The organism is Desertibaculum subflavum, assembly GCA_003576705.1.
Taxonomy (GTDB): Bacteria; Pseudomonadota; Alphaproteobacteria; order Ferrovibrionales; family Ferrovibrionaceae; genus Desertibaculum; species Desertibaculum subflavum.
Map to the genome: position 1 here is coordinate 37018 of QOZS01000011.1, position 18833 is coordinate 55850.

The window sequence follows — 18833 nt, forward strand, 5'->3', positions numbered from 1 at the left end:
TTATTCGTCGATGATCATGGCGGTGATGCCGGCTTCCGCCGCCAGCTGCTCGTCGACCAGCACCCGGGCGCTGAAGCGCCAGACATTGCGCCGCGCCTGCTCCTTGGCGACATGCACATGCATGGTGTCGCCGGGCACCACCGGGCGGCGGAACTTGGCCTGCTCGATGCTCATGAAATAGACCAGCTTGCCTTCCGCCGAAGGCCCGAGCGTATGAACCACCAGAACGCCCGCCGTCTGCGCCATGCTCTCGACGATCAGCACGCCCGGCATCACCGGTCGGGTCGGGAAATGGCCCTGGAAGTGCGGCTCGTTGATGGTGACGTTCTTGATGCCGACCGCGCTCTCGCCGGGCACGATCTTGGTCACACGGTCCACCATCAGCATGGGATAGCGGTGGGGGATCATGCGCATGATGCTGAGGATGTCGGCGACGCCCAGGTCCGTCTTCTGCGCCGCTTCGTTCATCGGTCCCGTCCCTTAGCTCACGTCACACCCCGACCGCCGGGCCCTTTCCGCCCGACGGCAGCCACGTCACGGCGCTGCCCGCGCGGGCTGCCGCTGCAGCGCAGCATTGGCCGCTCCGCATCGGCGGCATGCCGCAAGGCATGCCCGCACCGCCGAAACCGCCGTCAAAGATAACGGATTGGACGCCCCGCTTCACCCTCGACGAAGGGAGAAATATCCCGTGCGACGCCGGAGCAGCCTATCGCTTCGGCTGGGCCGGCGCCGGATTGGCCGCGGCCGCCTCGACCTTGATCGAGGGCAACCGCTTGTTCACCCGGGCCAGCACCTCGTCGGTGACTTCCAGCGCGGGATCGGTCGCCACGATCTGCTTGCGGTCCAGCACGACGTTGAAGCCGCGTTCCTTGATCAGCTCCTGCAGCGCCGCCAGCGCCGCCTTGCCGATCTGCTCCCGGGCATTGCGCATCATGCCGTCGATCGTACTGGAGCGCTGCTGCACCATGCGCTGGGTGTCCTGAACCTTGCGCTCGAAGGCACGCCGCTTCTCGTCGAACGCCTCGGCCGCAAGCGTGGCGCGGCTCTGCACCAGGTCACGCTCCTCGGTGCGCAGCTGGTCCTCGGCCTTGCTGATCTCGTCCTGGTAGCGCTTGCGCTGGTCGGTGATCTGCTTCAGCGCGTTCTTGCCGGCTTCCGACTGCGTCAGCACGCGCTCCACGTCCAGGATCGCGATCTTCGCCAGCAAGCGCTGGTTGTCCTGCGCGGCGGCCGGAAGGGACAGCGCGCCAGACAGGGCGAGCGACGCACCGACGGCGAGAGCGGCCAGAATCCGCCGTCCAGGAATGAGCAACGAAACCATTTAGAACCTTGTGCCGAAGTTGAAGCGGAACAGCTCCGTCTCGTCCTCTTTCTCTTTCATGAGAGGGAAGCCGAGATCCACGCGGATCGGGCCGAACGGAGACGTCCAGGATATACCGAACCCGGCGGTGAGCCGCAACGCGCTGGAATCCACGATCGGATTGGAGGCGATCTCCTTCTCGTGAATGTCAAAAAGGCTGCCGGCCTGGGTGAAGAGCCGGCCCTTGATGCCGAATTCATTCGGCAACCCTAGCGGGAAGATCACCTCGGCCGTGCCCACGTAATACATTTCGCCGCCGAGGGCGTCGTCCGACGTCTGGTCACGGGGGCCAATGCCGCCCACTTCGAAGCCGCGGAAGGAATCGCCGCCGATGAAGAAGCGGGAGTTGATGTCGAGCCGCTTGCCGAGATCCTTGACGATGCCGGCGTCCAGCCCGGCGGAGAACACGACCTCGTCCGCCACCGGGAAGTAATGGACGATGGAGCCGGTCGTGCGGATGTAGCGGTTGTCGCCCCCAAGCCCGGCAAAGTCTTGCCCGGCGCGGATCACGTAGCCCGAGGTCGGCTCGATCTTGTCGTCGCGCTTGTCGTAGGTGATGCCGTAGCCGACCGAGGAGGTGAGCACCGAGCCGCGCCGCAGATAGGGGGTCGCATCGGATTGCACGTCGGTGATGTTGTCGTTGCGGATCCGGTAGTTCAGGTTGACGAACATCGCCTCGCTGACCGGATAGCCCATACGCAAGGCGCCGCCGGTGCTGTTGACGTTGTAGGACGAGCGGTCCTCGAGATCCTGCCGCCGATGGAAGATGTCGAAGCCCGCGGCCAGCTCGCGGTCGAGGAAATAGGGCTCGGTGAAGCTGAGATCGATCTGCTGGCGGCGCGGCGAGACGCTGAAGCCGAGTCGGATGTCTTGGCCGCGGCCGAGCAGGTTGCGCTCGCGGATCTGGATGTCCGCCAGCACCGAGTCCGAGGTCGAGTAGCCGGCGCCGAGCGACAGCTCGCCGGTCGACTTTTCGGTCACGTCGACCGTGATGACGGTCTTGTCCGGGGCGCTGCCCTGGCGCTGGTTGATGTCGACCTTCTCGAAGAAGCCGAGACCGCGGATGCGGGTGCGCGACCGGCGCAGCTTGGCGGCGTTGAACGCGTCGCCTTCCGCGATGCGGAACTCGCGCCGGATCACCTTGTCGAGGGTGCGGACGTTGCCGCTGATGTCGATCCGCTCGACATAGACCCGCGGGCCTTCCTTGATCTCGTACACGATGCCGACGGTCCGCTTGTCGGGGTCGCGGTCGACCCTGGGCCGCACCTCGACGAAGGCATAGCCGAGCCGGCCGAGCTCGAAAGTGATGTCCTCGATCGTCTTGTCGACCAGCTCGGCGTTGTAGACGTCGCCCTGCTTGGTGCGCAGCACGGCCCGGAGCTGATCGGCATTCAGGTCCTTGAGCTGGGCGTCGACTTCGACCTTGCCGAATTTGTACTCCTGCCCCTCTTCCACCGTGAATGTGATGTAGAAGCTGTCATGCTCCGGCGTCAGTTCGGCGACGGCGGAAACGACGCGGAAGTCGGCGAAGCCACGCGACAGGTAGAAGCGGCGCAGCTGCTCGCGGTCGAACGTGATGCGGTCAGGGTCATAGGAGTCGTTGCTGGAGAAGATGCGGTACCAGCGGCTCTCCTTGGTCGCGATCGCCTCGCGCAGCTTGCCGTCGCTGAACTCGCGGTTGCCGACGATGTTGATCCGGCTGACCGTGGTGGCATCGCCCTCGTAGATCTCGAACACGAGGTCGACGCGGTTCTGCGGCAGCTGGATCACCTTCGGCTCCACCGTCGCGGCGAAGCGGCCGCTGCGGCGGTAGAGCTGGACGATACGCTGCACGTCCGACTGCACCTTGGTGCGGGTATAGACGATGCGCGGCTTGAGCTGCACCTCGGCGGTGAGCGCCTCGTCGGAGAGCTTCTTGTTACCCTCGAAGGCGATGCGGTTGATGATCGGGTTCTCGACCACGCGCACCAGCAGCACGTTGCCGGTCCGCTGCATGGTCACGTCGGCGAACAGGCCGGTCGCGAACAGCGTCTTCAGCGAACGATTGACCCGGTCGGCGTCGTAGCGGTCACCCGGCGCGATCTGCATGTAGGAGCGAACGGTGTCCGCCTCGATGCGCTGGTTGCCTTCGACGCGGATCTCGCCAATCGCGTCCGGGCCCACAGGGCCCGTGGCGCGCGGCGCCACCGGCGCCGGGATCGGAATCTGCACCGCTGGCGCTTGCCTGCCCTGCGGCGCCGACGGCTGGTCGGAATCCGGAGCGCCGAGTCCACCGGGCCGAGGCACCGTCTGCGCGATCGCGCTAAGCGTCACCGCGCTGCACAGGCAGCCTGCGGCCAGCAGTGCGATCAGGCGCACGGTGAGACGGGCTCCCCCGATCCGTCCTCTTTTCATCTCCCCGGACCGCCCGCTCTCTAACTGAACAGCTTCGACAAGAAAGGCACCACGCGGAGATAGACCAGATCGTTCCAGGTGGCGAACAGAAACAGCGCCAGCACCACCGCGAGCCCGAACCGGAAGCCGTATTCCTGCGCCCGCTCGCCGAGCGGACGCCCGCGCACGGCTTCGACACCGTAATAGAGCAGGTGTCCGCCGTCGAGCAGCGGGATCGGGAACAGGTTGATCAGGCCGATGCTGACCGAAAGCTGCGCCGCGAGCAGGATCAGCGCGAACCAGGAGACCTTCGCGACTTCGCCCGACATGAAGAAGATCCGCGCCGGCCCGCCCAGTTCCTCGCCCGATTCGCGCCCCGTCGCAAAGCGGCCGAGATAGGTCATCGTCGTGCTGATGACGTTCCAGGTGTCGCGCACGCCGACGCCGATCGCCTCGATCGGCCCGTATTGCCGCAACTCGCGCTCCGCGGTGGAACGGATGCCGAGCTGGCCGCGCCGCTGCTTGCCGCCGAAACCGTCATCGGCAACCACGCGGCGCGGCGTGACGGCAAGAATCCGGGTCGCCCCGTCGCGCTCGATGCCGACCTCCAGCTCGGTCTCGGCGCTCAGCGCCACTGCCTGGAAGATCTGGTCGAAGCGCTCGACCGAGCTGCCGTTGATGCTGACGATGCGATCGCCGGCGCGGATACCGGCCTCCTCGGCGACCGAGCCGGGCAGCACCTCGCCCACCACCGGCGGGGTGTACTGGTGGCCGAAGGTCGCCGCCGTCACCGCCAGGATCAGGATGGCGAAGATGAAATTGGCGACCGGGCCGGCCGCCACCACGGCGGCGCGCTGGCCGACCCGCTTGTGATGGAAGCTGACGGCGCGCTCGGCCGCAGTCATATGGTCGACCGCGTCGCTGTCCGGCGTCGAGGCGGCGGAGGCGTCGCCATAGAACTTGACGTAGCCGCCGAGCGGAATGGCGGAGAGCCGCCAGCGCGTGCCGTGCCGGTCGTAGAAGCCGGTCAGCTCCGGCCCGAAGCCGATCGAGAACACCTCGACGCGGACGCCGTTCAGGCGGGCGACGATGAAGTGCCCCCATTCGTGGACGAAGACCACGAGCGTCAGCACGAGCAGGAAGGCGACGATGTAGGTCGGGGCGCCGGACAGGAAATCCATGGGCGTCGCAGAAGTCCTTTCAGAGCCGAGCGGTGGTCACGCGCTGCCGAGCCGGTCGATCAGCCGGCCCGCGACCTCGCGTGCCTGGCGGTCCGCCGCAAGCACGCCGTCGAGATCGCGCGGCGCCTCCGGAGCGATCGCATCCAGGGCGCCTTCGACCACGGCGGCGATGTCAAGGAAGCCGATGCGACGGTTAAGAAACCCCTGCACGGCCACCTCGTTCGCGGCGTTCAGGATGGTAGGCGCCGCCCCGCCGCTTTGCAATGCACGCCGGGCCAGTCTAAGTGCCGGGAATCGTTCATCATCCGGTGATTCGAACGTGAGCTGGCCGAGTGCCGCCAGATCGAGCCTGCGGGCCGGACTCGCCATCCGCTCGGGCCAGGCCAGCGCGTAGGCAATCGGGGTGCGCATGTCCGGCGTGCCGAGCTGGGCGAGCAGCGACCCGTCCACGTACTCGACCAGCGAATGCACCACCGATTGCGGGTGGATCACCACCTCGATCTTCTCCTTGGCCACCGGGAACAGGTGCCAGGCCTCGATCAGCTCCAGTCCCTTGTTCATCATGGTGGCGGAATCGATCGAGATCTTGGCCCCCATCTCCCAGGTCGGGTGGCGAAGCGCCTGCTCCGGCGTCACGCCGCGCATATCGTCCCGGCTGGCGCGCCGGAACGGCCCGCCGGAGGCGGTCAGCACGATGCGCGCCACCGTCTCCGGCCGGGCGAAGTCGAATACCTGGAAGATCGCGTTGTGTTCGGAATCGACCGGCAGCAGGGTCGCGCCGGCCTGGCGGCTCTCGCGCAGCACGATCTCGCCGGCACAGACCAGGCATTCCTTGTTGGCGATGGCGACCGTCGCGCCGCGGCGCACCGCGCGCAGGGTCGGCTCGAGCCCGGCCGCGCCGACGATGGCGGCGACGACGAGGTCGGCGCCGTCCGCCGCGGCATCGATCACCGCCTGACGCCCGCCCGCCGCCTCGATGCCGGTGCCGGCGAGCCGCTCCTTCAGCTCCGGCAGCCGGGTCTCATCGGCGATCACGGCGAAGCGGGCCCGCAGAGCCTGTGCCTGCTCGGCCAGCGCCGCGACGTTGCTCTGCGCCACCAGCGCCACGGTCTCGAACCGGTCGGGCGAGCGCAGCAGCAGGTCGACGGTCGAGCAACCGACCGAGCCGGTGGAGCCGAGCACCGTGACCCGCCGGCGCGAGCGCGCGGCGGGGCGGAGCGGCGTGACGGTCGAGGTCTGCGGCGACATCAGGCGACCTGCCAGAGCACGAAAGCGGCCGCGGGCGCGACGAAGAGCAGGCTGTCGAGCCGGTCCAGCGCGCCGCCATGGCCCGGAATCAGCGTGCCGGAATCCTTGGCCCCGGCGCGCCGCTTCACATGGCTTTCGAACAGGTCGCCGGCCTGGCCGAGCAGGCCGATGCCGACGCCGGCGGCGATCAGCCGCAGATCCGCCCCCGGCACGACGAAGCTGCCGATCAGCCCGACCAGCGCCGCGCCGAAGGCGGCGCCGCCGAGGCCCGCCCAGGTCTTGTTCGGGCTGACCGCGGGCCAGAGCTTCGGCCCGCCGATCATCCGACCGAACAGATAGGCGCCGGTATCCGAGGCCCAGACGGCGACGAACAGCCAGAGCGCGGCGATCCAGCCCGTCGCCTCGCGGAACCAGGCCAGCGCGAAGCAAGGCACCAGCACGTAGACGAGGCCGGCGACAATCCACACGGCGCCCTGGTCGCGGGTCAGCCGCCACCATTCGTGCAACATCAGGCAGGCGAAGGCCGCGACAAGGAGCTGGAAGACGAGCCCGCCCCACCACACCGCCGCGACGGCGAGCGGGATCAGGACGGCCGCGCTCGCGACCCTGAGGCCGATCCCGGCGAACACGGCGCTACTCGCCGGCCGCGCCGAAACGGCGTTCGCGCCGATGGAACTCATCGATCGCCTCTTCCAGCGCCTCGCGGCCGAAATCCGGCCACAAGGTGGGCGTGAACAGAAACTCGGTATAGGCGGATTGCCAGAGCAGGAAGTTGGATAGCCGCTGCTCGCCCGAGGTGCGGATCAGCAGGTCCGGATTCGGAATCTCGTGCGTGTCGAGGAACCGCTCGAACATCGCCTCGTCGATCGCCGCCGGATCGAGCCGGCCGGACTTCGCCTCCTCGGCGAGGCGGCGCGCCGCGGCGACAATCTCCGCCTGACCGCCATAGTTGATCGCGATGATGAGCGTGAAGCGGGTATTGCCCGCCGTCATCTTCTCCGCATCGGTGATCAGCGCCACCACGTCGGGCGCGAGCCTGGAGCGCTCGCCGATCACGCGCAGCCGGACGCCATTCGCATGCAGCTCGGCCAGCTCGCGGCGGAGATAGAGGCGGAGCAGGCCGAACAGGTCCTCGACCTCGGTCGGCGGCCGCTTCCAGTTCTCCGACGAGAAGGCATAGAGCGTGAGGTAGCGCACGCCGAGATCGCGGCAGGCATAGAGCGTGCGGCGCACCGCATCCGCCCCGGCGCGGTGGCCGGCCACGCGCGGCAGCCCGCGCGCCTTCGCCCACCTGCCGTTGCCGTCCATGATGATGGCGACATGCACCGGCGGCGGCGGCTTCGCGGCGGCAAGCGGCTGCTGCAGCATGGCGCGCGCCTTAAGCCCCCTCACACATGCATGATCTCCTTCTGCTTCTGGGCGAGCAGTTCGTCGATCTTCTTGATGGCGTCGTCGGTCTGGGTCTGGGTCTCTTCCGACCACAGCTTGTGATCGTCCTCGGAGAGCTCGTGGTCGCGCTCCATCTTCTTCAGCCTGTCCATTCCGTCGCGCCGCACGTTGCGCACCGCGACACGGGCATGCTCGGCATATTGCGCGGCGACCTTGGTGAGCTCCTGCCGGCGCTGCTGGTTCAGCTCCGGGATCGGGATGCGGAGCAGCGCGCCCTCGGTGATCGGGTTGAGGCCGAGATTGGAGCCGCGGATCGCCTTCTCCACCGCCTGCACGTTGCCGCGGTCCCAGACCTGGACCGACAGCATGCGCGGCTCCGGCACGTTGATCGAGGCGAGCTGGTTGAGCGGCATGTCGGAATCGTAGACATGCACGGTGACGTGTTCGAGCAGGCTCGGGCTGGCACGGCCGGTGCGAAGCCCGCCCAGCTCGTGGCGGAACGCCTCCACCGCCTTCTGCATGCGCCGTTCGATGTCGTCGATATCGAAGTCGGACACGGGTCCTGGGCCTCCCTGCCCCGATACTGCCTGGCTGCCTAGTCGCCTTCGATGATGGTCGCCTTCCCGGTCCCCGCCAGCACGGCGGCGAAGGCGCCGGGCTCGTGCAGCGAGAATACCAGGATCGGGATCTTGTTCTCCCGCGCGAGCGAGATCGCGGAAGCGTCCATCACCTTCAGGTCGTTGGAGAGTACGTCCATGTAGGTGAGTTTCTCGTAGCGTTTCGCCTTGGGGTCCTTCTTCGGGTCGGCGGTATAGACGCCGTCGACCTGGGTGCCCTTCAGCATGGCGTCGCAACCCATCTCCGCCGCGCGCAGCGCCGCCGCCGTGTCTGTGGTGAAGAACGGGTTGCCGGTGCCGGCGGCGAAGATCACCACCCGGCCCTTCTCCAGGTGCCGCTGGGCCCGCCGGCGGATGTAAGGCTCGCAGACCGTCGACATCGGGATCGCCGACTGGACGCGGGTATGCACGCTCCGGGTCTCCAGGGCGTGCTGCATGGCGAGCGCGTTGATGACGGTGGCCAGCATGCCCATGTAATCGGCCGAGGCGCGGGCCATCCCCTCGGTCGCGCCGGCGACGCCGCGGAAGATGTTGCCGCCGCCCAGCACCAAGCAGACCTCGACGCCCATCTTCTGGACCTGCGCCACCTCGGCGGCGATGCGGTCCACGGTCTGGAAGTCGATGCCGTACTCGCCCTCGCCCATCAGCGCTTCGCCGGAGCATTTGAGCAGGACGCGGCGGTAGCGGGAGGCGGGCATGGCGCGACGATGGTTATGGGCCGGATGTGGCGATTCGATGGCTTATAGCACTTAAGCCCCGGCGGGGGCAGCGCGGGCGGCCTTTAGCCTCCTCCCCCGGCGGCCGAGGGGGAGGACTGAGGAGGGGGTTTCGGGGCAGCACGGTGGCTGCCGAAAAACACAAAGACCCCCACCCGACCTCCCCCGCCCTGCGGTCGGGGGAGGAGAGACAGAGCTCACCCCGTGATCTTGGCGACCTCGGCGGCGAAATCCTCGGCCTGCTTCTCGATGCCCTCGCCGAGCTGGAAGCGGACGAAGCCGGCGATCTCCACCGGCGCGCCGACATCCGAGGCGGCGTTCTGCACCACCTTCGCCACCTTGGTCTCGTTGTCGATGATGAAGGTCTGCTCCAGCAGCACCACGTCCTCGTAGTACTTGCGGAGGCGGCCCTCGACCATCTTCTTCGCGATGTCCTCCGGCTTGCCGGTGGCCTTGGCCTGGTCGAGCAGCACAGCGCGCTCGCGCTCCACCGCCGCCGGATCGAGATCCGCGGTCGAGAGCGAGAGCGGCGCCGCGGCCGCGATATGCATGGCGATCTGCTTGCCCAGCGCCTCGAGCTTGCCCTTGTCGCCGGCCGATTTCAGCGCCACCAGCACGCCGATCTTGCCGAGGCCCGGCGCCTGCGCCGAGTGGACATAGGCGGCGACCACGCCGGGATCGGCGCTCAGGGTCGCGACGCGGCGCAGGTTCATGTTCTCGCCGATCGTGGCGATGGCGTTGGTGATCTCCTCGCTCACGCTGCGGCCGGTGCCGGGATAGGCGGCCTTGCCGAGGGTGTCGACATCCTTGCCCGCCTGCACGGCGAGCTGGGCGGTGTTCTTCACCAGCTCCTGGAAGCCCGAATTGCGGGCGACGAAATCGGTCTCGGAATTGATCTCGACCACGGCGCCCTTGGCCCCAGAAACGGCGACGCCGACCAGGCCCTCGGAGGCGACGCGGCCCGCCTTCTTCGCCGCGCTGGCGAGGCCCTTCTTGCGCAGCCAGTCGACCGCCGCCTCCAGGTCGCCCGCCGTCTCGGCGAGCGCCTTCTTGCAATCCATCATGCCGGCGCCGGTCTTGGCGCGCAGGTCCTTCACCAGGGTGGCGGAAATCTCGCTCATCTCAGTCGCTCCAATGAGGGGGCTCCACAAAGAAGCCCCCTCCCCCGTGCCGCGCAGCGGTGCGGGGGAGGGTTGGGGTGGGGGCGCCGCATCCGTTCAGGATGCGGCGAAGCGCGTCGCCGCGATTACTCTGCCGGCGCCGCAGCCGGCTGTTCCTCGGCGGCCGGCGCCGCTTGCGGCACCTCGTCCTCGGTCACTTCCTCGATGGCGCCGATATCAGCGCCGGAGGCATGCATCTCCGCCTTGATGCCGTCCAGCACGGCGCGGGCGAACAGGTCGCAATACATGTGGATGGCGCGCAGCGCGTCGTCGTTGCCCGGCACCGGGAAGGTGATGCCTTCCGGGTTCGAGTTCGAATCCAGGATCGCCACCACCGGGATGCCGAGCTTGCGCGCCTCGGCGACGGCGATGTCCTCCTTGTTGGTGTCGATCACCACCAGGATGTCGGGCAGGCCGCCCATGTCCTTGATGCCGCCGAGCGCCCGGTCGAGCTTGTCGCGCTCGCGGGTCAGCGACAGCTGCTCGCGCTTGGTCAGGCCGCGGATCTCGCCCTTCAGCATCTCGTCCAGCTCGCGCAGGCGCTTGATCGAATGCGAGACGGTCTTCCAGTTGGTCAGCATGCCGCCGAGCCAGCGGTGATTGACGAAATACTGGCCGCAGCGCGACGCCGCATCCGCCACCGCGTCCGAAGCCTGGCGCTTGGTGCCGACGAACAGCACGCGACCGCCGCCGGCCACCGTGTCGCGCACGGCTTCCAGCGCGCGGTGCAGCATCGGCACGGTCTGCTGCAGGTCGATGATGTGGATGCGGTTCCGCTCGCCGTAGAGATACGGCGACATGCGCGGGTTCCAGCGGTGGGTCTGGTGGCCGAAATGCACGCCAGCCTCGATCAGCTGACGCATGGTGAACGACGGCATCGCCATCGGTGTGCTCCTTCTCCGGTTGGTCCGCCGCGGGCGCCGCCTTCCTGAGAAGGCACCGGAGCGACCGGAGGGGCTTTCAATCCACCGGCCGCAAGCCCGCGTGTGGGGTTTGGGTGGCGGGGGTTTAGCGGAGGGCGGCGCGGAAGGCAAGGCGCGATCCCGGCGGGGATCGGCACCTACAAATTTTCGTTGCACAAATTCTGTTGAGCAACCACTATGCAGTTGATGTGAAATCTCACATATGGCGGCATGGTGTCTGAACACGAGCCCAGGCCACTCTACTGGCGTGGAAATGCGCAGGCCGCGTTCAAGGCGTTCCCTCCGGCCGTCCAGCGCGAGATGGGCTATGGCCTGTTCCTCGCACAGATGGGCGAACGGCATCCTGGTCTGGCCAAGACGCTTGCAGGCTTCGGCGGTGGGGCGGTGATCGAGCTGCGGCAGAGCCGCGACGGAAATGCCTTTCGAGCTGTCTATTCGGTCCGATTTGCCGACGCTGTCTACGTCCTGCATGCCTTCCAGAAGAAGTCGAAATCGGGGATCGCAACGCCCCGTACCGAGATCGAAACCGTCCGCCGCCGATTGGCTGAGCTGATTTCAGAAAGGGAGCGCCACCGATGACCCGGCGAACTAGTGCAAGGGATCACGCCAAAGACCCTGATCGCAACGTGTGGCTGGCTCTCGGCATGCCCGACGCGGAGGAGCATTACCTCAAGGCCGAGCTGGTTCTCCGGCTCGCTCGTGCGATCCGAGCCGCTGGTCTGACGCAACGCACGGCGGCGAAGCGCGTGGGTACGACGCAGCCGGAGCTGTCGAAGATTTTGAACGGCCGTTTCTCAGAAGTGTCGCTCGAACGGCTGATGCGTTTCCTCACTGCGCTCGGCCATCGCATCGAAATTCGTATCGCCGCAGCGAAGGAGAACGAAGCAGGCGACGTTGTCGTCAGCGACGTGCCGCGACGCGCAGCGTAGTGCCTGAATACCGGGCAAACACAGGGCGCATGATTCGATTTGCATTCATAGGGCCGAGGCCGGAGCCGTACCCCGACGCGCTCGCCCGTATCGACAAATGGCCTGCGCCAGGGCCAATGGCACGGCCGCGAGTGCTGGTGCTTGAACCCGAGGAATCCAGTGGCGGCGTATTGGTCTATCGCTATGCGGCGGACGGCGAGTTCGCTGGCGACGACTGGTATTTGTCAATCGAGGACGCCCAGGCAGCAACCAGACAGGAGTTCGGTGGCAATCTGGGAGAGTGGCAGGATTACGCTGGAAGCGATTTAAACGGAGCTATCGCCCACGCGCTCGCCGCGGCACGCACCGCCTGATGCCGACGACATCGAAACGTTAAGAAGAAGCCAGCGCACGGAAATTTGGTCGCTGAAGCGCGCCGCTATCGCGCCGGCACCCTATACGGCCGGAACGCCCAGCTGGTCGGCTCGGTGATCGCGAGGTGCACGTGTTCCAGCGCGCGGTACCGGCCCGCCATCTGGGTCACCGCGTCGAGATCGGACCAGAGCTTCTGCGCCTCGTCGTAGAAGGGCTGCGCCTCCGCGGTCTTCTTGTGCGAGAGCAGGACCGACCATTTCATGTAGAGCGCCAGCGCCAAGGTGCGCCGGGTCGGCGCCGCGTCGTCGATGGTCAGCGCCTCGCGCGCCACCTCGATGGCGCGGTCGTAGTCGGCGAAGGTGAGCAGCAGCTCGCTCGCCCACTTGGCGCGCGCCGTGGCGTTGCTCGGGTCCAGCGCGATCTGGCGATCGAAGTGGTTCTCGGCAGGGCCGCGCTCGAACCGGCTCACGTGATAGAGGCGGAGCGCGTCGCTCGCGCGTGCGGCGGCGCCGGCATCGTTGGGAAATTCGTCGAGGATGCGGCGATGGATCGCCGCGGCGGCATCCGGGTCGCCGGCCTTGAGCTCGGCCTGGGCCTGTTCGGCGAGCTGCTTCGCCGTCTCCGGGCCCGGTCGGGTCAACGCGGCCATGTCGGCCGCCGAAAGAACCTGTGGCGCAAACACCAGCCCCGCCGCACCAGCCGTCAGACACAGGGCCGATACCATCACCGCGACGCGCATTCTGCGAACCCCTACCGCTCGGCGCCGGTCCTTTTCTCCGGCCGCCCGTGCCCAGATTGCGGCAAAAAGTCTCAACCTTTCGTGTATTTGCGGGCGTTTTGCCCACCAGCCCCGCGCAATTTTTTGTAATGCGCGGGGCTTACGAATCTTGCCGCTAGCGGCCGATCGGAATCACCACGCTGATCACCGGCGGGCCGACATAGACCGGCCGCGGCGGAGGCGGCGGCGGATAATAGGCGACGACCGGCGCCGGGTAGTAATAGGCATGCGCCAGCGGGCGGCACTTCACCTCTTCCTTGTAGCCGCCATGGCCATTCCACTTGCGCTCCACCTTGCAGGCGCCGTCGTAGAACACCTGCTTGCCGCCGTGATCGTGGTGATGCCGGTGATGACGTCCGCGATCACCGTCGGCCAGTGCCGGTGCGGCGGCGAGCATCAGGCCGCCGGCGAGGGCGGCCAGAAGAGCGGTGCTGCGGGTCGGCTTCGACAGACGGAACATGGATCGCACTCCCCGGCGGGAATCGCCGTTGAGCTGAATCCCACCCGCCGAGCAGGGCGGCATTGTGGCGCGATTGCGCCCGGATTTCGGGCTGAAAGCCTACGTCGCCCCTGCGGGGGAGCCTTTACCGCCTGCCGCCGGCGCGGACCCAGAGGGAATCGCCCTGCGGCGCCGTCTGGTTCTGCGGCCGCGCGCCGGAAGCGAGTGCCACGGCGATCGGGGCCAGCATGCGGTTCTCGCGGCCGATCTGCGCCGCCACGCGCGTATCGGGCATCAGCCGGCGCGCCTCTTCCAGGTTGAATTGCGGCTCGGCCTGGCGCCGCTCCTCCGGCGGCAGCTCGGCCCATTTCAGATACAGCGCCAGCGCGAGCGTGCGGCGCGCCTGCGGATAGTCCATGCGCACCAGCGCCTGGCGGGCGCGGCCGATCGCGGCTTCCGCGTCGCCGAACTGGTACAACAGCTCGTGCGCCCAATTGCCGTGCGGCCAGGGATTGCCGGGCTCGAGCTCGGCCTGCTGGCGGTAATAGCCTTCGGCCTTGTCCTTCTCGCCGCGGCGCGCGTGATAGGCACGCAGGTTCGAGGAGGCGGCGGCGACGGCGGAGGGATCGTCGCCGAACTGATCGATCACCCGGCGATAGAGCGCCGCCGCCTGATCGTGCTGGCCTTCCCGCTCGTGGATGGCGGCGCGGTTGGTCAAGAGCCAGGGACGGTCGTAGCCCAGCGCCTCGGCGCTGGCGAGATCCGCCTTGGCCAGCGCGATGCGGTCGGTCGCCGTGTAGAGATGGGCGCGCAGCACATAGGCGCGGGCCAGCTTGGGATCGAGGGCGAGCGCGCGGGTGATGGTGTGCTCGGCCCGGATCGCCGCATCGCGGCTGTAGCCGCCCGCCCCCTGCCCCATCATCAGCTGCCAGCGGGCCTGCACGACCAGGGTCAGCGGCTCGTCCGGATCGGCGGTGCTGGCGGCGCGCAGCTTGATGCGGGCCTGGTCCAGCAAGGGCTTGCGGCCATGCGCGTCGTCCAGGATGTCATTGGCCTCCATGGCGAGCGCGGCGGCGCGCTCGGCCGGCGTGCGCGGCCCGGCCGGGACGTGCGACCCGGCCGGCGTCTCCGGCGCCTGCGCCTCGAACCCCGGATAGACCGGATTGCCGGGGAAGCCGACGGGGGCGACGGCTTCGGTCGGCTTCGCGGTCAGCATGGCGGCCGCGAGCCCGAAGGCCGCGCCACCCAGGCAGGCCACCAACGCGATCAGCCCCTGCATCCACACCCTCCTCGGCCGGAAACGCCGCCGATACGAGCTAAGCTTGCGAGGGGCTCGGTTCAGCCTTCGTTTACATTCGATAAAGCTTTAGCCAATTCGGATGTATCGGCCGTTCGAACAGAATTGCTCCGTATGGAAAATTTGACGCCCTACCCTTCGTCGAAACTGGCTTCGGCGATGTAGATTCGGGGGCCAATCAGGAATCGCCGACGAAACGGGTCAGAGATTGGCCGTTTTCAATGGGTTATATTTTGTACATAAAGTGCGTAATCAGTACCAAATCGAACCTCAATTCGCTGTTTTTGATCCGATTGATTCCCATTGGTCCGATTTGGTTCCTTTCGGCACCTCGGCGGATAATCCCGGCCGGGGGCAGCGGCCATCTTGTATGTGGATTGAATGACAGCCGGTGTGACGGGCCGCCGGCCCATCCCCGATCCGTAACAAATTTAGGCCACGGGTTGCAGCCGCGATCAATCCCGGAAGGGATCGCGCATCAGGATGGTGTCCTCGCGCTCCGGGCTGGTGGAGAGGAGCGCCACCGGCGCGCCGATCAGCTCCTCGACCCGGCGGACATATTTGATCGCCTCCGCCGGCAGCTCGGCGAAGGAGCGGGCGCCGCGGGTGGACTGGGTCCAGCCGGGCAGGGTCTCGTAGACCGGCTCCACCCGGCCCTGCTCCGCCATGCCGGCCGGGAAGCGGTCGAGCGAGGTGGTGCCGAGGCGATAGCCGGTGCAGATCCTGACCTCCTTCATGCCGTCCAGCACGTCGAGCTTGGTCAGCGCGATGCCGTCGATGCCGCCGATGGTGATCGCCTGGCGCACCAGCACCGCGTCGAACCAGCCGCAGCGCCGTGGCCGGCCCGTATTGGTGCCGTATTCGTTGCCGCGGGCGAGCAGGCCGCGGCCGACCTCGTCCTCCAGCTCGGTCGGGAACGGGCCACCGCCGACCCGCGTCGTATAGGCCTTGGCGATGCCGAGCACATAGCCGACCCCGCGCATGCCGGTGCCGGAGCCGGTCGCCGCCTGCGCCGCCACCGTGTTGGACGAGGTGACGTAAGGGTAGGTGCCGTGGTCGATGTCGAGCAGGAAGGCCTGGGCGCCCTCGAACAGGATGCGCTGGCCCGACTTCCGCGCCTCGTCGATCAGTTTCCAGGACTGGTCCATGAAGGGCAGGATCCTGGGTGCGATTGCCTTCAGCTCGGCGAGCAGCTGGCCGCCGTCGATCTCGTCGCGGCCTAGTCCGCGGCGGAGCGCGTTGTGATGCGCGAGCAGCCCTTCGACCTTCTGTTCCAGCACCCCGGCATCGGCCAGGTCGCAGACCCGGATGGCGCGGCGGCCGACCTTGTCCTCATAGGCCGGGCCGATGCCGCGCCGCGTCGTGCCGATCTTGATGCCTTTGTTGGTGTCCTCGCGATAGGCGTCGAGATCACGGTGCAGCGGCAGGATCAGGCTGGCATTGTCGGCGACGCGCAGGTTTTCGGGCGTGATCTTCAGGCCCTGCTGCGCCACGCGCTCGATCTCGCCGACCAGCGCCCAGGGATCGACCACCACGCCGTTGCCGATGATCGCCATTTTGCCCGGCCGCACCACGCCCGAGGGCAACAAGGCGAGCTTGTAGATCTTGCCGTCGATTACGAGGGTATGGCCGGCATTGTGGCCGCCCTGGAAGCGCACCACCATGTCGGCGCGCTCGCACAGCCAGTCGACGATCTTGCCCTTGCCCTCGTCGCCCCACTGGGCGCCGACCACTGCCACATTGGCCATCGGACTTCCTCAGACTTCTTCGATACGGCCGTCGATCAGGACATGCGAACAGCCGAGCCGTTTCGCCTCGGCACGGCCGTCGGCCACCGGCTCCAGCCCCTGCACGGTGCGCCAGCCTTCGCCGCGCTGGGCCTTGGCCGCTGCACGCGGCGTGCCATGCGAGATGTAGAGATGTCGTGCCGCCGCCGGCGCCGGCAGGGCGCGGATGACGCTGTCGAGATAGAGCGTGAATCCCGAGGAGGGCTCGACACCGCCCGAATCGTAGCGCCCGCCGCGGCCGAGTTCGCCGCGCACGCCACGGGCGAACAAGGTGAAGCTGACGCCGGTCTGGTACTCGAAACCGCGCGCCTCGGCCGCGTCGATGGTGACCAGGATGCCGGGCACGGCCTTGCGCACTGCGTCGGCCACCGCGACCAGGTCGGCCAGCATGGTGCGGCCCTCGGCCGGCAGGTCGAGCTGCAGCAGTTTCGGCCCCACTTCAGCGGCCGGGCCGGCGAGGCGCAGCAGCGGCTCGAGCAGCTTGGCATCCTTGCCCGCGGCCGCCTTCAGCGCGGCGGCGTCCTTCTGGTCGAGCGCGGCACGCACCGCCTCCGCCGTCGCGTCGTCGAGCTTGAGGCCACGACAGACCGCCGGCACCAGGGTCGGCTCGCAGAGGTCAATCGAGGCGTTCGGCACGCCGATCTCCGCCAGGGCCTCGGCGGCCAGGGTCGCGACCTCGATATCGGCGGCGCGGGTGGCGGCCCCGATCAGCTCGAGGCCGACCTGGGCGAACTGGCGCTCGGGGCGGAGCTGGGTGCCCTTCACCCGCAGCACCTGGCCCATATAGGAGAGCCGGAGTGGCCGCGGCGCATCGGCCAGCCGGGTCTCGGCGATGCGGGCGACCTGGAGCGTGATATCGGGCCGCACCCCCATCATGCGCTGGCTGACCGGGTCCATCAGGCGGAAGGTCTGCGGCGCGAGCTTGGCACCGGCGCCGGCGAGCAGGGTCGCCTCGAACTCGACCAGCGGCGGCTTGACCCGCTGGTAGCCGTGGCCGGCCAGGCAGGCGAGCAGGCGCTCGCCCACGGCCGCCTCCCATTCCGCGGCGGGCGGCAGGGCGTCGCGCAGGCCGGCCGGCAGCAGGCCGCGTTGTGCGTAGCTCTCCATGATGCGCCTTAAAGCACAGCCCAGGCCGGCGGAACAGCGCCCCGGCTGCGGCCGGTCAGCGCGCCTTGAGCAGGTCGCGGATCTCGGTCAGCAGCACCACGTCGGCCGGCAGGGGCGGCGGCGGACCGGGGTCGGACTGCTGCTGCTTGATCGCCATGTCGCGCATGCGGTTGATTCCCTTCACCAGCAGGAACACCGCGAAGGCGATGATCAGGAACTGGATGACCGCGTTGAGAAAGGCGCCGTAGGCGATGACGACGGAGCCGGCCTTCTTGGTCTCCTCCAGCGTCGGCAGGGCCTCACCTTTGATGGTCAGGAAGAAGTTGGTGAAGTCGACGCCGCCGAGAATGAACCCGATCGGCGGCATGATGATGTCGTTGACCAGCGAATTGACGATCGCGGTGAAGGCCGCGCCGATGATGATGCCGACCGCGAGATCGACAACATTGCCGCGCATGATGAACGTCTTGAATTCGTTCAGCATCGCTCCCCACCCCTTTTCGATACCTGGTCTCGATACCCGGCTCGAATCGCCGGCCGCTTACGAATGTATCCTAAGCGCGGATCATGCCCCTTGGCCAGATTCGAGCCGGCGGATCAGCCCGTCCACGCCGTCCTTGCGCATCACCGAGGCGAATTCCTGCCGCCGGGTGATCAGGAGGCTGACGCCGTTGATCACCACATCGACCACCTTCAGGCCGCCCGTGGTCTCGCGCACCCGCCAGTCATAGGGCGTCGGCGGCGCCCCGCCACGGGTGATCTCGGAATTGACCAGCACGTCGCCGTCGGGCTGCTTGGAATCGCCGGTGATCTTCACGTCCGCCACGCTCTGCCGCGCCAGCAGGTCGGAATAGGTCTCCACCACATGCTTCTCGAAGGCTTCGCCGAAGCTCTTCTGCTGCGTCGGCGTCAGCTCGCGGCCCTGCCGCCCGAGCACGAACTTGCCCATGGCGCCGAGGTCAAGGCCATCGCGCAAGAGCGGCGCGAGCTTGGAGGCGCGCGCATCCACGTTGCTCTCGGCGCGGAGCACCGCCAGCGTCTTGCCGGCCAGCCTGGTCACGAAATCGCGTGCCGCCGCCTGCTCCAGCGCAAAGGCCGGCATGCCCGCCGCAACCGCCAGGATCAGTCCGCCGGCGGCCAGCATCACGTCGCGTCGATGCATGTCGATCTCTCCC

The 18833-nt window shown here is 67.8% G+C and carries 21 protein-coding genes; 3 read left to right on the forward strand and 18 right to left on the reverse strand.

Features of this window, described 5'->3' with window-relative positions; all coding sequences use genetic code 11:
* The 11 genes from fabZ to rpsB form a co-directional block, all read right to left on the reverse strand.
* Nucleotides 1-468, reverse strand: coding sequence for a 3-hydroxyacyl-ACP dehydratase FabZ (fabZ, locus tag DT074_RS07570; protein WP_119419227.1), 468 nt, complete (start codon nucleotides 466-468; stop codon nucleotides 1-3).
* A 238-nt stretch (nucleotides 469-706) separates the two neighbouring features.
* Complete coding sequence (locus DT074_RS07575) at nucleotides 707-1321, reverse strand: OmpH/Skp family outer membrane protein (RefSeq protein WP_119419228.1); 615 nt, start codon at nucleotides 1319-1321, stop codon at nucleotides 707-709.
* The gene (gene bamA, locus DT074_RS07580) at nucleotides 1322-3571 is read right to left on the reverse strand and encodes an outer membrane protein assembly factor BamA (RefSeq protein ID WP_368744520.1); all 2250 of its coding nucleotides are present in this window, start codon (nucleotides 3569-3571) and stop codon (nucleotides 1322-1324) included.
* A gap of 203 nt (nucleotides 3572-3774) precedes the next feature.
* The gene (gene rseP, locus DT074_RS07585; protein WP_119419230.1) at nucleotides 3775-4914 is read right to left on the reverse strand and encodes an RIP metalloprotease RseP; all 1140 of its coding nucleotides are present in this window, start codon (nucleotides 4912-4914) and stop codon (nucleotides 3775-3777) included.
* A gap of 36 nt (nucleotides 4915-4950) precedes the next feature.
* On the reverse strand, nucleotides 4951-6162 hold the full coding sequence (locus tag DT074_RS07590; RefSeq protein WP_119419231.1) for a 1-deoxy-D-xylulose-5-phosphate reductoisomerase: 1212 nt from the start codon (nucleotides 6160-6162) through the stop codon (nucleotides 4951-4953).
* Nucleotides 6162-6842: a phosphatidate cytidylyltransferase gene (locus DT074_RS07595; RefSeq protein WP_119419232.1), complete on the reverse strand. Its 681-nt coding sequence runs from the start codon at nucleotides 6840-6842 to the stop codon at nucleotides 6162-6164. The genes DT074_RS07590 and DT074_RS07595 overlap by 1 nt, the downstream gene beginning before the upstream one ends.
* A complete protein-coding gene (locus tag DT074_RS07600; RefSeq protein WP_119419233.1) occupies nucleotides 6796-7530 on the reverse strand; it encodes an isoprenyl transferase in 735 nt (244 codons plus the stop codon). Before DT074_RS07600 ends, DT074_RS07595 begins: the two co-directional genes overlap by 47 nt.
* A 20-nt stretch (nucleotides 7531-7550) precedes the next feature.
* Entirely contained in the window at nucleotides 7551-8072 is a 522-nt protein-coding gene (gene frr, locus DT074_RS07605; RefSeq protein ID WP_438503671.1) for a ribosome recycling factor, read from the reverse strand.
* Nucleotides 8073-8146: 74 nt separating this feature from the next.
* Nucleotides 8147-8866 (reverse strand): UMP kinase, encoded by a 720-nt coding sequence (gene pyrH, locus DT074_RS07610; protein WP_119419235.1) that lies wholly within the window; start codon nucleotides 8864-8866, stop codon nucleotides 8147-8149.
* Nucleotides 8867-9081: 215 nt separating this feature from the next.
* Nucleotides 9082-10005 carry a translation elongation factor Ts gene (gene tsf, locus DT074_RS07615; protein WP_119419236.1) on the reverse strand — a complete coding sequence of 308 codons (924 nt, stop codon included), beginning with the start codon at nucleotides 10003-10005 and terminating at the stop codon, nucleotides 9082-9084.
* Between the two features lie 125 nt (nucleotides 10006-10130).
* The gene (rpsB, locus tag DT074_RS07620; RefSeq protein ID WP_119419237.1) at nucleotides 10131-10928 is read right to left on the reverse strand and encodes a 30S ribosomal protein S2; all 798 of its coding nucleotides are present in this window, start codon (nucleotides 10926-10928) and stop codon (nucleotides 10131-10133) included.
* Nucleotides 10929-11177: 249 nt separating this feature from the next.
* Here rpsB and DT074_RS07625 point away from each other — a divergent pair, with 249 nt between their 5' ends.
* The 3 genes from DT074_RS07625 (at nucleotide 11178) to DT074_RS07635 (ending at nucleotide 12249) form a co-directional block, all read left to right on the forward strand.
* The gene (locus DT074_RS07625; protein ID WP_119419238.1) at nucleotides 11178-11546 is read left to right on the forward strand and encodes a type II toxin-antitoxin system RelE/ParE family toxin; all 369 of its coding nucleotides are present in this window, start codon (nucleotides 11178-11180) and stop codon (nucleotides 11544-11546) included.
* On the forward strand, nucleotides 11543-11896 hold the full coding sequence (locus tag DT074_RS07630) for a helix-turn-helix domain-containing protein (protein ID WP_119419239.1): 354 nt from the start codon (nucleotides 11543-11545) through the stop codon (nucleotides 11894-11896). The genes DT074_RS07625 and DT074_RS07630 overlap by 4 nt, the downstream gene beginning before the upstream one ends.
* Nucleotides 11897-12033: 137 nt before the next feature.
* Entirely contained in the window at nucleotides 12034-12249 is a 216-nt protein-coding gene (locus DT074_RS07635) for a hypothetical protein (protein WP_162914709.1), read from the forward strand.
* A gap of 65 nt (nucleotides 12250-12314) precedes the next feature.
* On the opposite strand, the gene DT074_RS07640 is transcribed toward DT074_RS07635, so the two are convergent.
* The 7 genes from DT074_RS07640 to DT074_RS07670 form a co-directional block, all read right to left on the reverse strand.
* On the reverse strand, nucleotides 12315-12899 hold the full coding sequence (locus DT074_RS07640; RefSeq protein WP_162914710.1) for a tetratricopeptide repeat protein: 585 nt from the start codon (nucleotides 12897-12899) through the stop codon (nucleotides 12315-12317).
* Between the two features lie 244 nt (nucleotides 12900-13143).
* Nucleotides 13144-13488, reverse strand: coding sequence for a hypothetical protein (locus DT074_RS07645; RefSeq protein WP_119419242.1), 345 nt, complete (start codon nucleotides 13486-13488; stop codon nucleotides 13144-13146).
* Between the two features lie 124 nt (nucleotides 13489-13612).
* Nucleotides 13613-14746: a tetratricopeptide repeat protein gene (locus DT074_RS07650; protein WP_119419243.1), complete on the reverse strand. Its 1134-nt coding sequence runs from the start codon at nucleotides 14744-14746 to the stop codon at nucleotides 13613-13615.
* 473 nt (nucleotides 14747-15219) lie between these two features.
* Complete coding sequence (locus DT074_RS07655; RefSeq protein ID WP_119419244.1) at nucleotides 15220-16512, reverse strand: adenylosuccinate synthase; 1293 nt, start codon at nucleotides 16510-16512, stop codon at nucleotides 15220-15222.
* Between the two features lie 9 nt (nucleotides 16513-16521).
* On the reverse strand, nucleotides 16522-17658 hold the full coding sequence (locus DT074_RS07660; RefSeq protein WP_119419245.1) for an ATP phosphoribosyltransferase regulatory subunit: 1137 nt from the start codon (nucleotides 17656-17658) through the stop codon (nucleotides 16522-16524).
* Nucleotides 17659-17713: 55 nt separating this feature from the next.
* Complete coding sequence (mscL, locus tag DT074_RS07665; RefSeq protein ID WP_119419246.1) at nucleotides 17714-18142, reverse strand: large conductance mechanosensitive channel protein MscL; 429 nt, start codon at nucleotides 18140-18142, stop codon at nucleotides 17714-17716.
* Nucleotides 18143-18223: 81 nt separating this feature from the next.
* Nucleotides 18224-18820: an MlaC/ttg2D family ABC transporter substrate-binding protein gene (locus tag DT074_RS07670; RefSeq protein ID WP_162914711.1), complete on the reverse strand. Its 597-nt coding sequence runs from the start codon at nucleotides 18818-18820 to the stop codon at nucleotides 18224-18226.
* Nucleotides 18821-18833 lie beyond the last annotated feature (13 nt).

Coding starts and splice junctions, on each gene's coding strand:
- fabZ (WP_119419227.1), bottom strand. CDS start 468: ATGAACGAAGCGGCGCAGAAGACGGACCTGGGCGTCGCCGACATCCTC.
- DT074_RS07575 (WP_119419228.1), bottom strand. CDS start 1,321: ATGGTTTCGTTGCTCATTCCTGGACGGCGGATTCTGGCCGCTCTCGCC.
- rseP (WP_119419230.1), bottom strand. CDS start 4,914: ATGGATTTCCTGTCCGGCGCCCCGACCTACATCGTCGCCTTCCTGCTC.
- DT074_RS07590 (WP_119419231.1), bottom strand. CDS start 6,162: ATGTCGCCGCAGACCTCGACCGTCACGCCGCTCCGCCCCGCCGCGCGC.
- DT074_RS07595 (WP_119419232.1), bottom strand. CDS start 6,842: ATGAGTTCCATCGGCGCGAACGCCGTTTCGGCGCGGCCGGCGAGTAGC.
- DT074_RS07600 (WP_119419233.1), bottom strand. CDS start 7,530: ATGCTGCAGCAGCCGCTTGCCGCCGCGAAGCCGCCGCCGCCGGTGCAT.
- frr (WP_438503671.1), bottom strand. CDS start 8,072: ATGCAGAAGGCGGTGGAGGCGTTCCGCCACGAGCTGGGCGGGCTTCGC.
- pyrH (WP_119419235.1), bottom strand. CDS start 8,866: ATGCCCGCCTCCCGCTACCGCCGCGTCCTGCTCAAATGCTCCGGCGAA.
- tsf (WP_119419236.1), bottom strand. CDS start 10,005: ATGAGCGAGATTTCCGCCACCCTGGTGAAGGACCTGCGCGCCAAGACC.
- rpsB (WP_119419237.1), bottom strand. CDS start 10,928: ATGGCGATGCCGTCGTTCACCATGCGTCAGCTGATCGAGGCTGGCGTG.
- DT074_RS07625 (WP_119419238.1), top strand. CDS start 11,178: ATGGTGTCTGAACACGAGCCCAGGCCACTCTACTGGCGTGGAAATGCG.
- DT074_RS07630 (WP_119419239.1), top strand. CDS start 11,543: ATGACCCGGCGAACTAGTGCAAGGGATCACGCCAAAGACCCTGATCGC.
- DT074_RS07640 (WP_162914710.1), bottom strand. CDS start 12,899: ATGGCCGCGTTGACCCGACCGGGCCCGGAGACGGCGAAGCAGCTCGCC.
- DT074_RS07645 (WP_119419242.1), bottom strand. CDS start 13,488: ATGTTCCGTCTGTCGAAGCCGACCCGCAGCACCGCTCTTCTGGCCGCC.
- DT074_RS07650 (WP_119419243.1), bottom strand. CDS start 14,746: ATGCAGGGGCTGATCGCGTTGGTGGCCTGCCTGGGTGGCGCGGCCTTC.
- DT074_RS07655 (WP_119419244.1), bottom strand. CDS start 16,512: ATGGCCAATGTGGCAGTGGTCGGCGCCCAGTGGGGCGACGAGGGCAAG.
- DT074_RS07660 (WP_119419245.1), bottom strand. CDS start 17,658: ATGGAGAGCTACGCACAACGCGGCCTGCTGCCGGCCGGCCTGCGCGAC.
- mscL (WP_119419246.1), bottom strand. CDS start 18,142: ATGCTGAACGAATTCAAGACGTTCATCATGCGCGGCAATGTTGTCGAT.
- DT074_RS07670 (WP_162914711.1), bottom strand. CDS start 18,820: ATGCATCGACGCGACGTGATGCTGGCCGCCGGCGGACTGATCCTGGCG.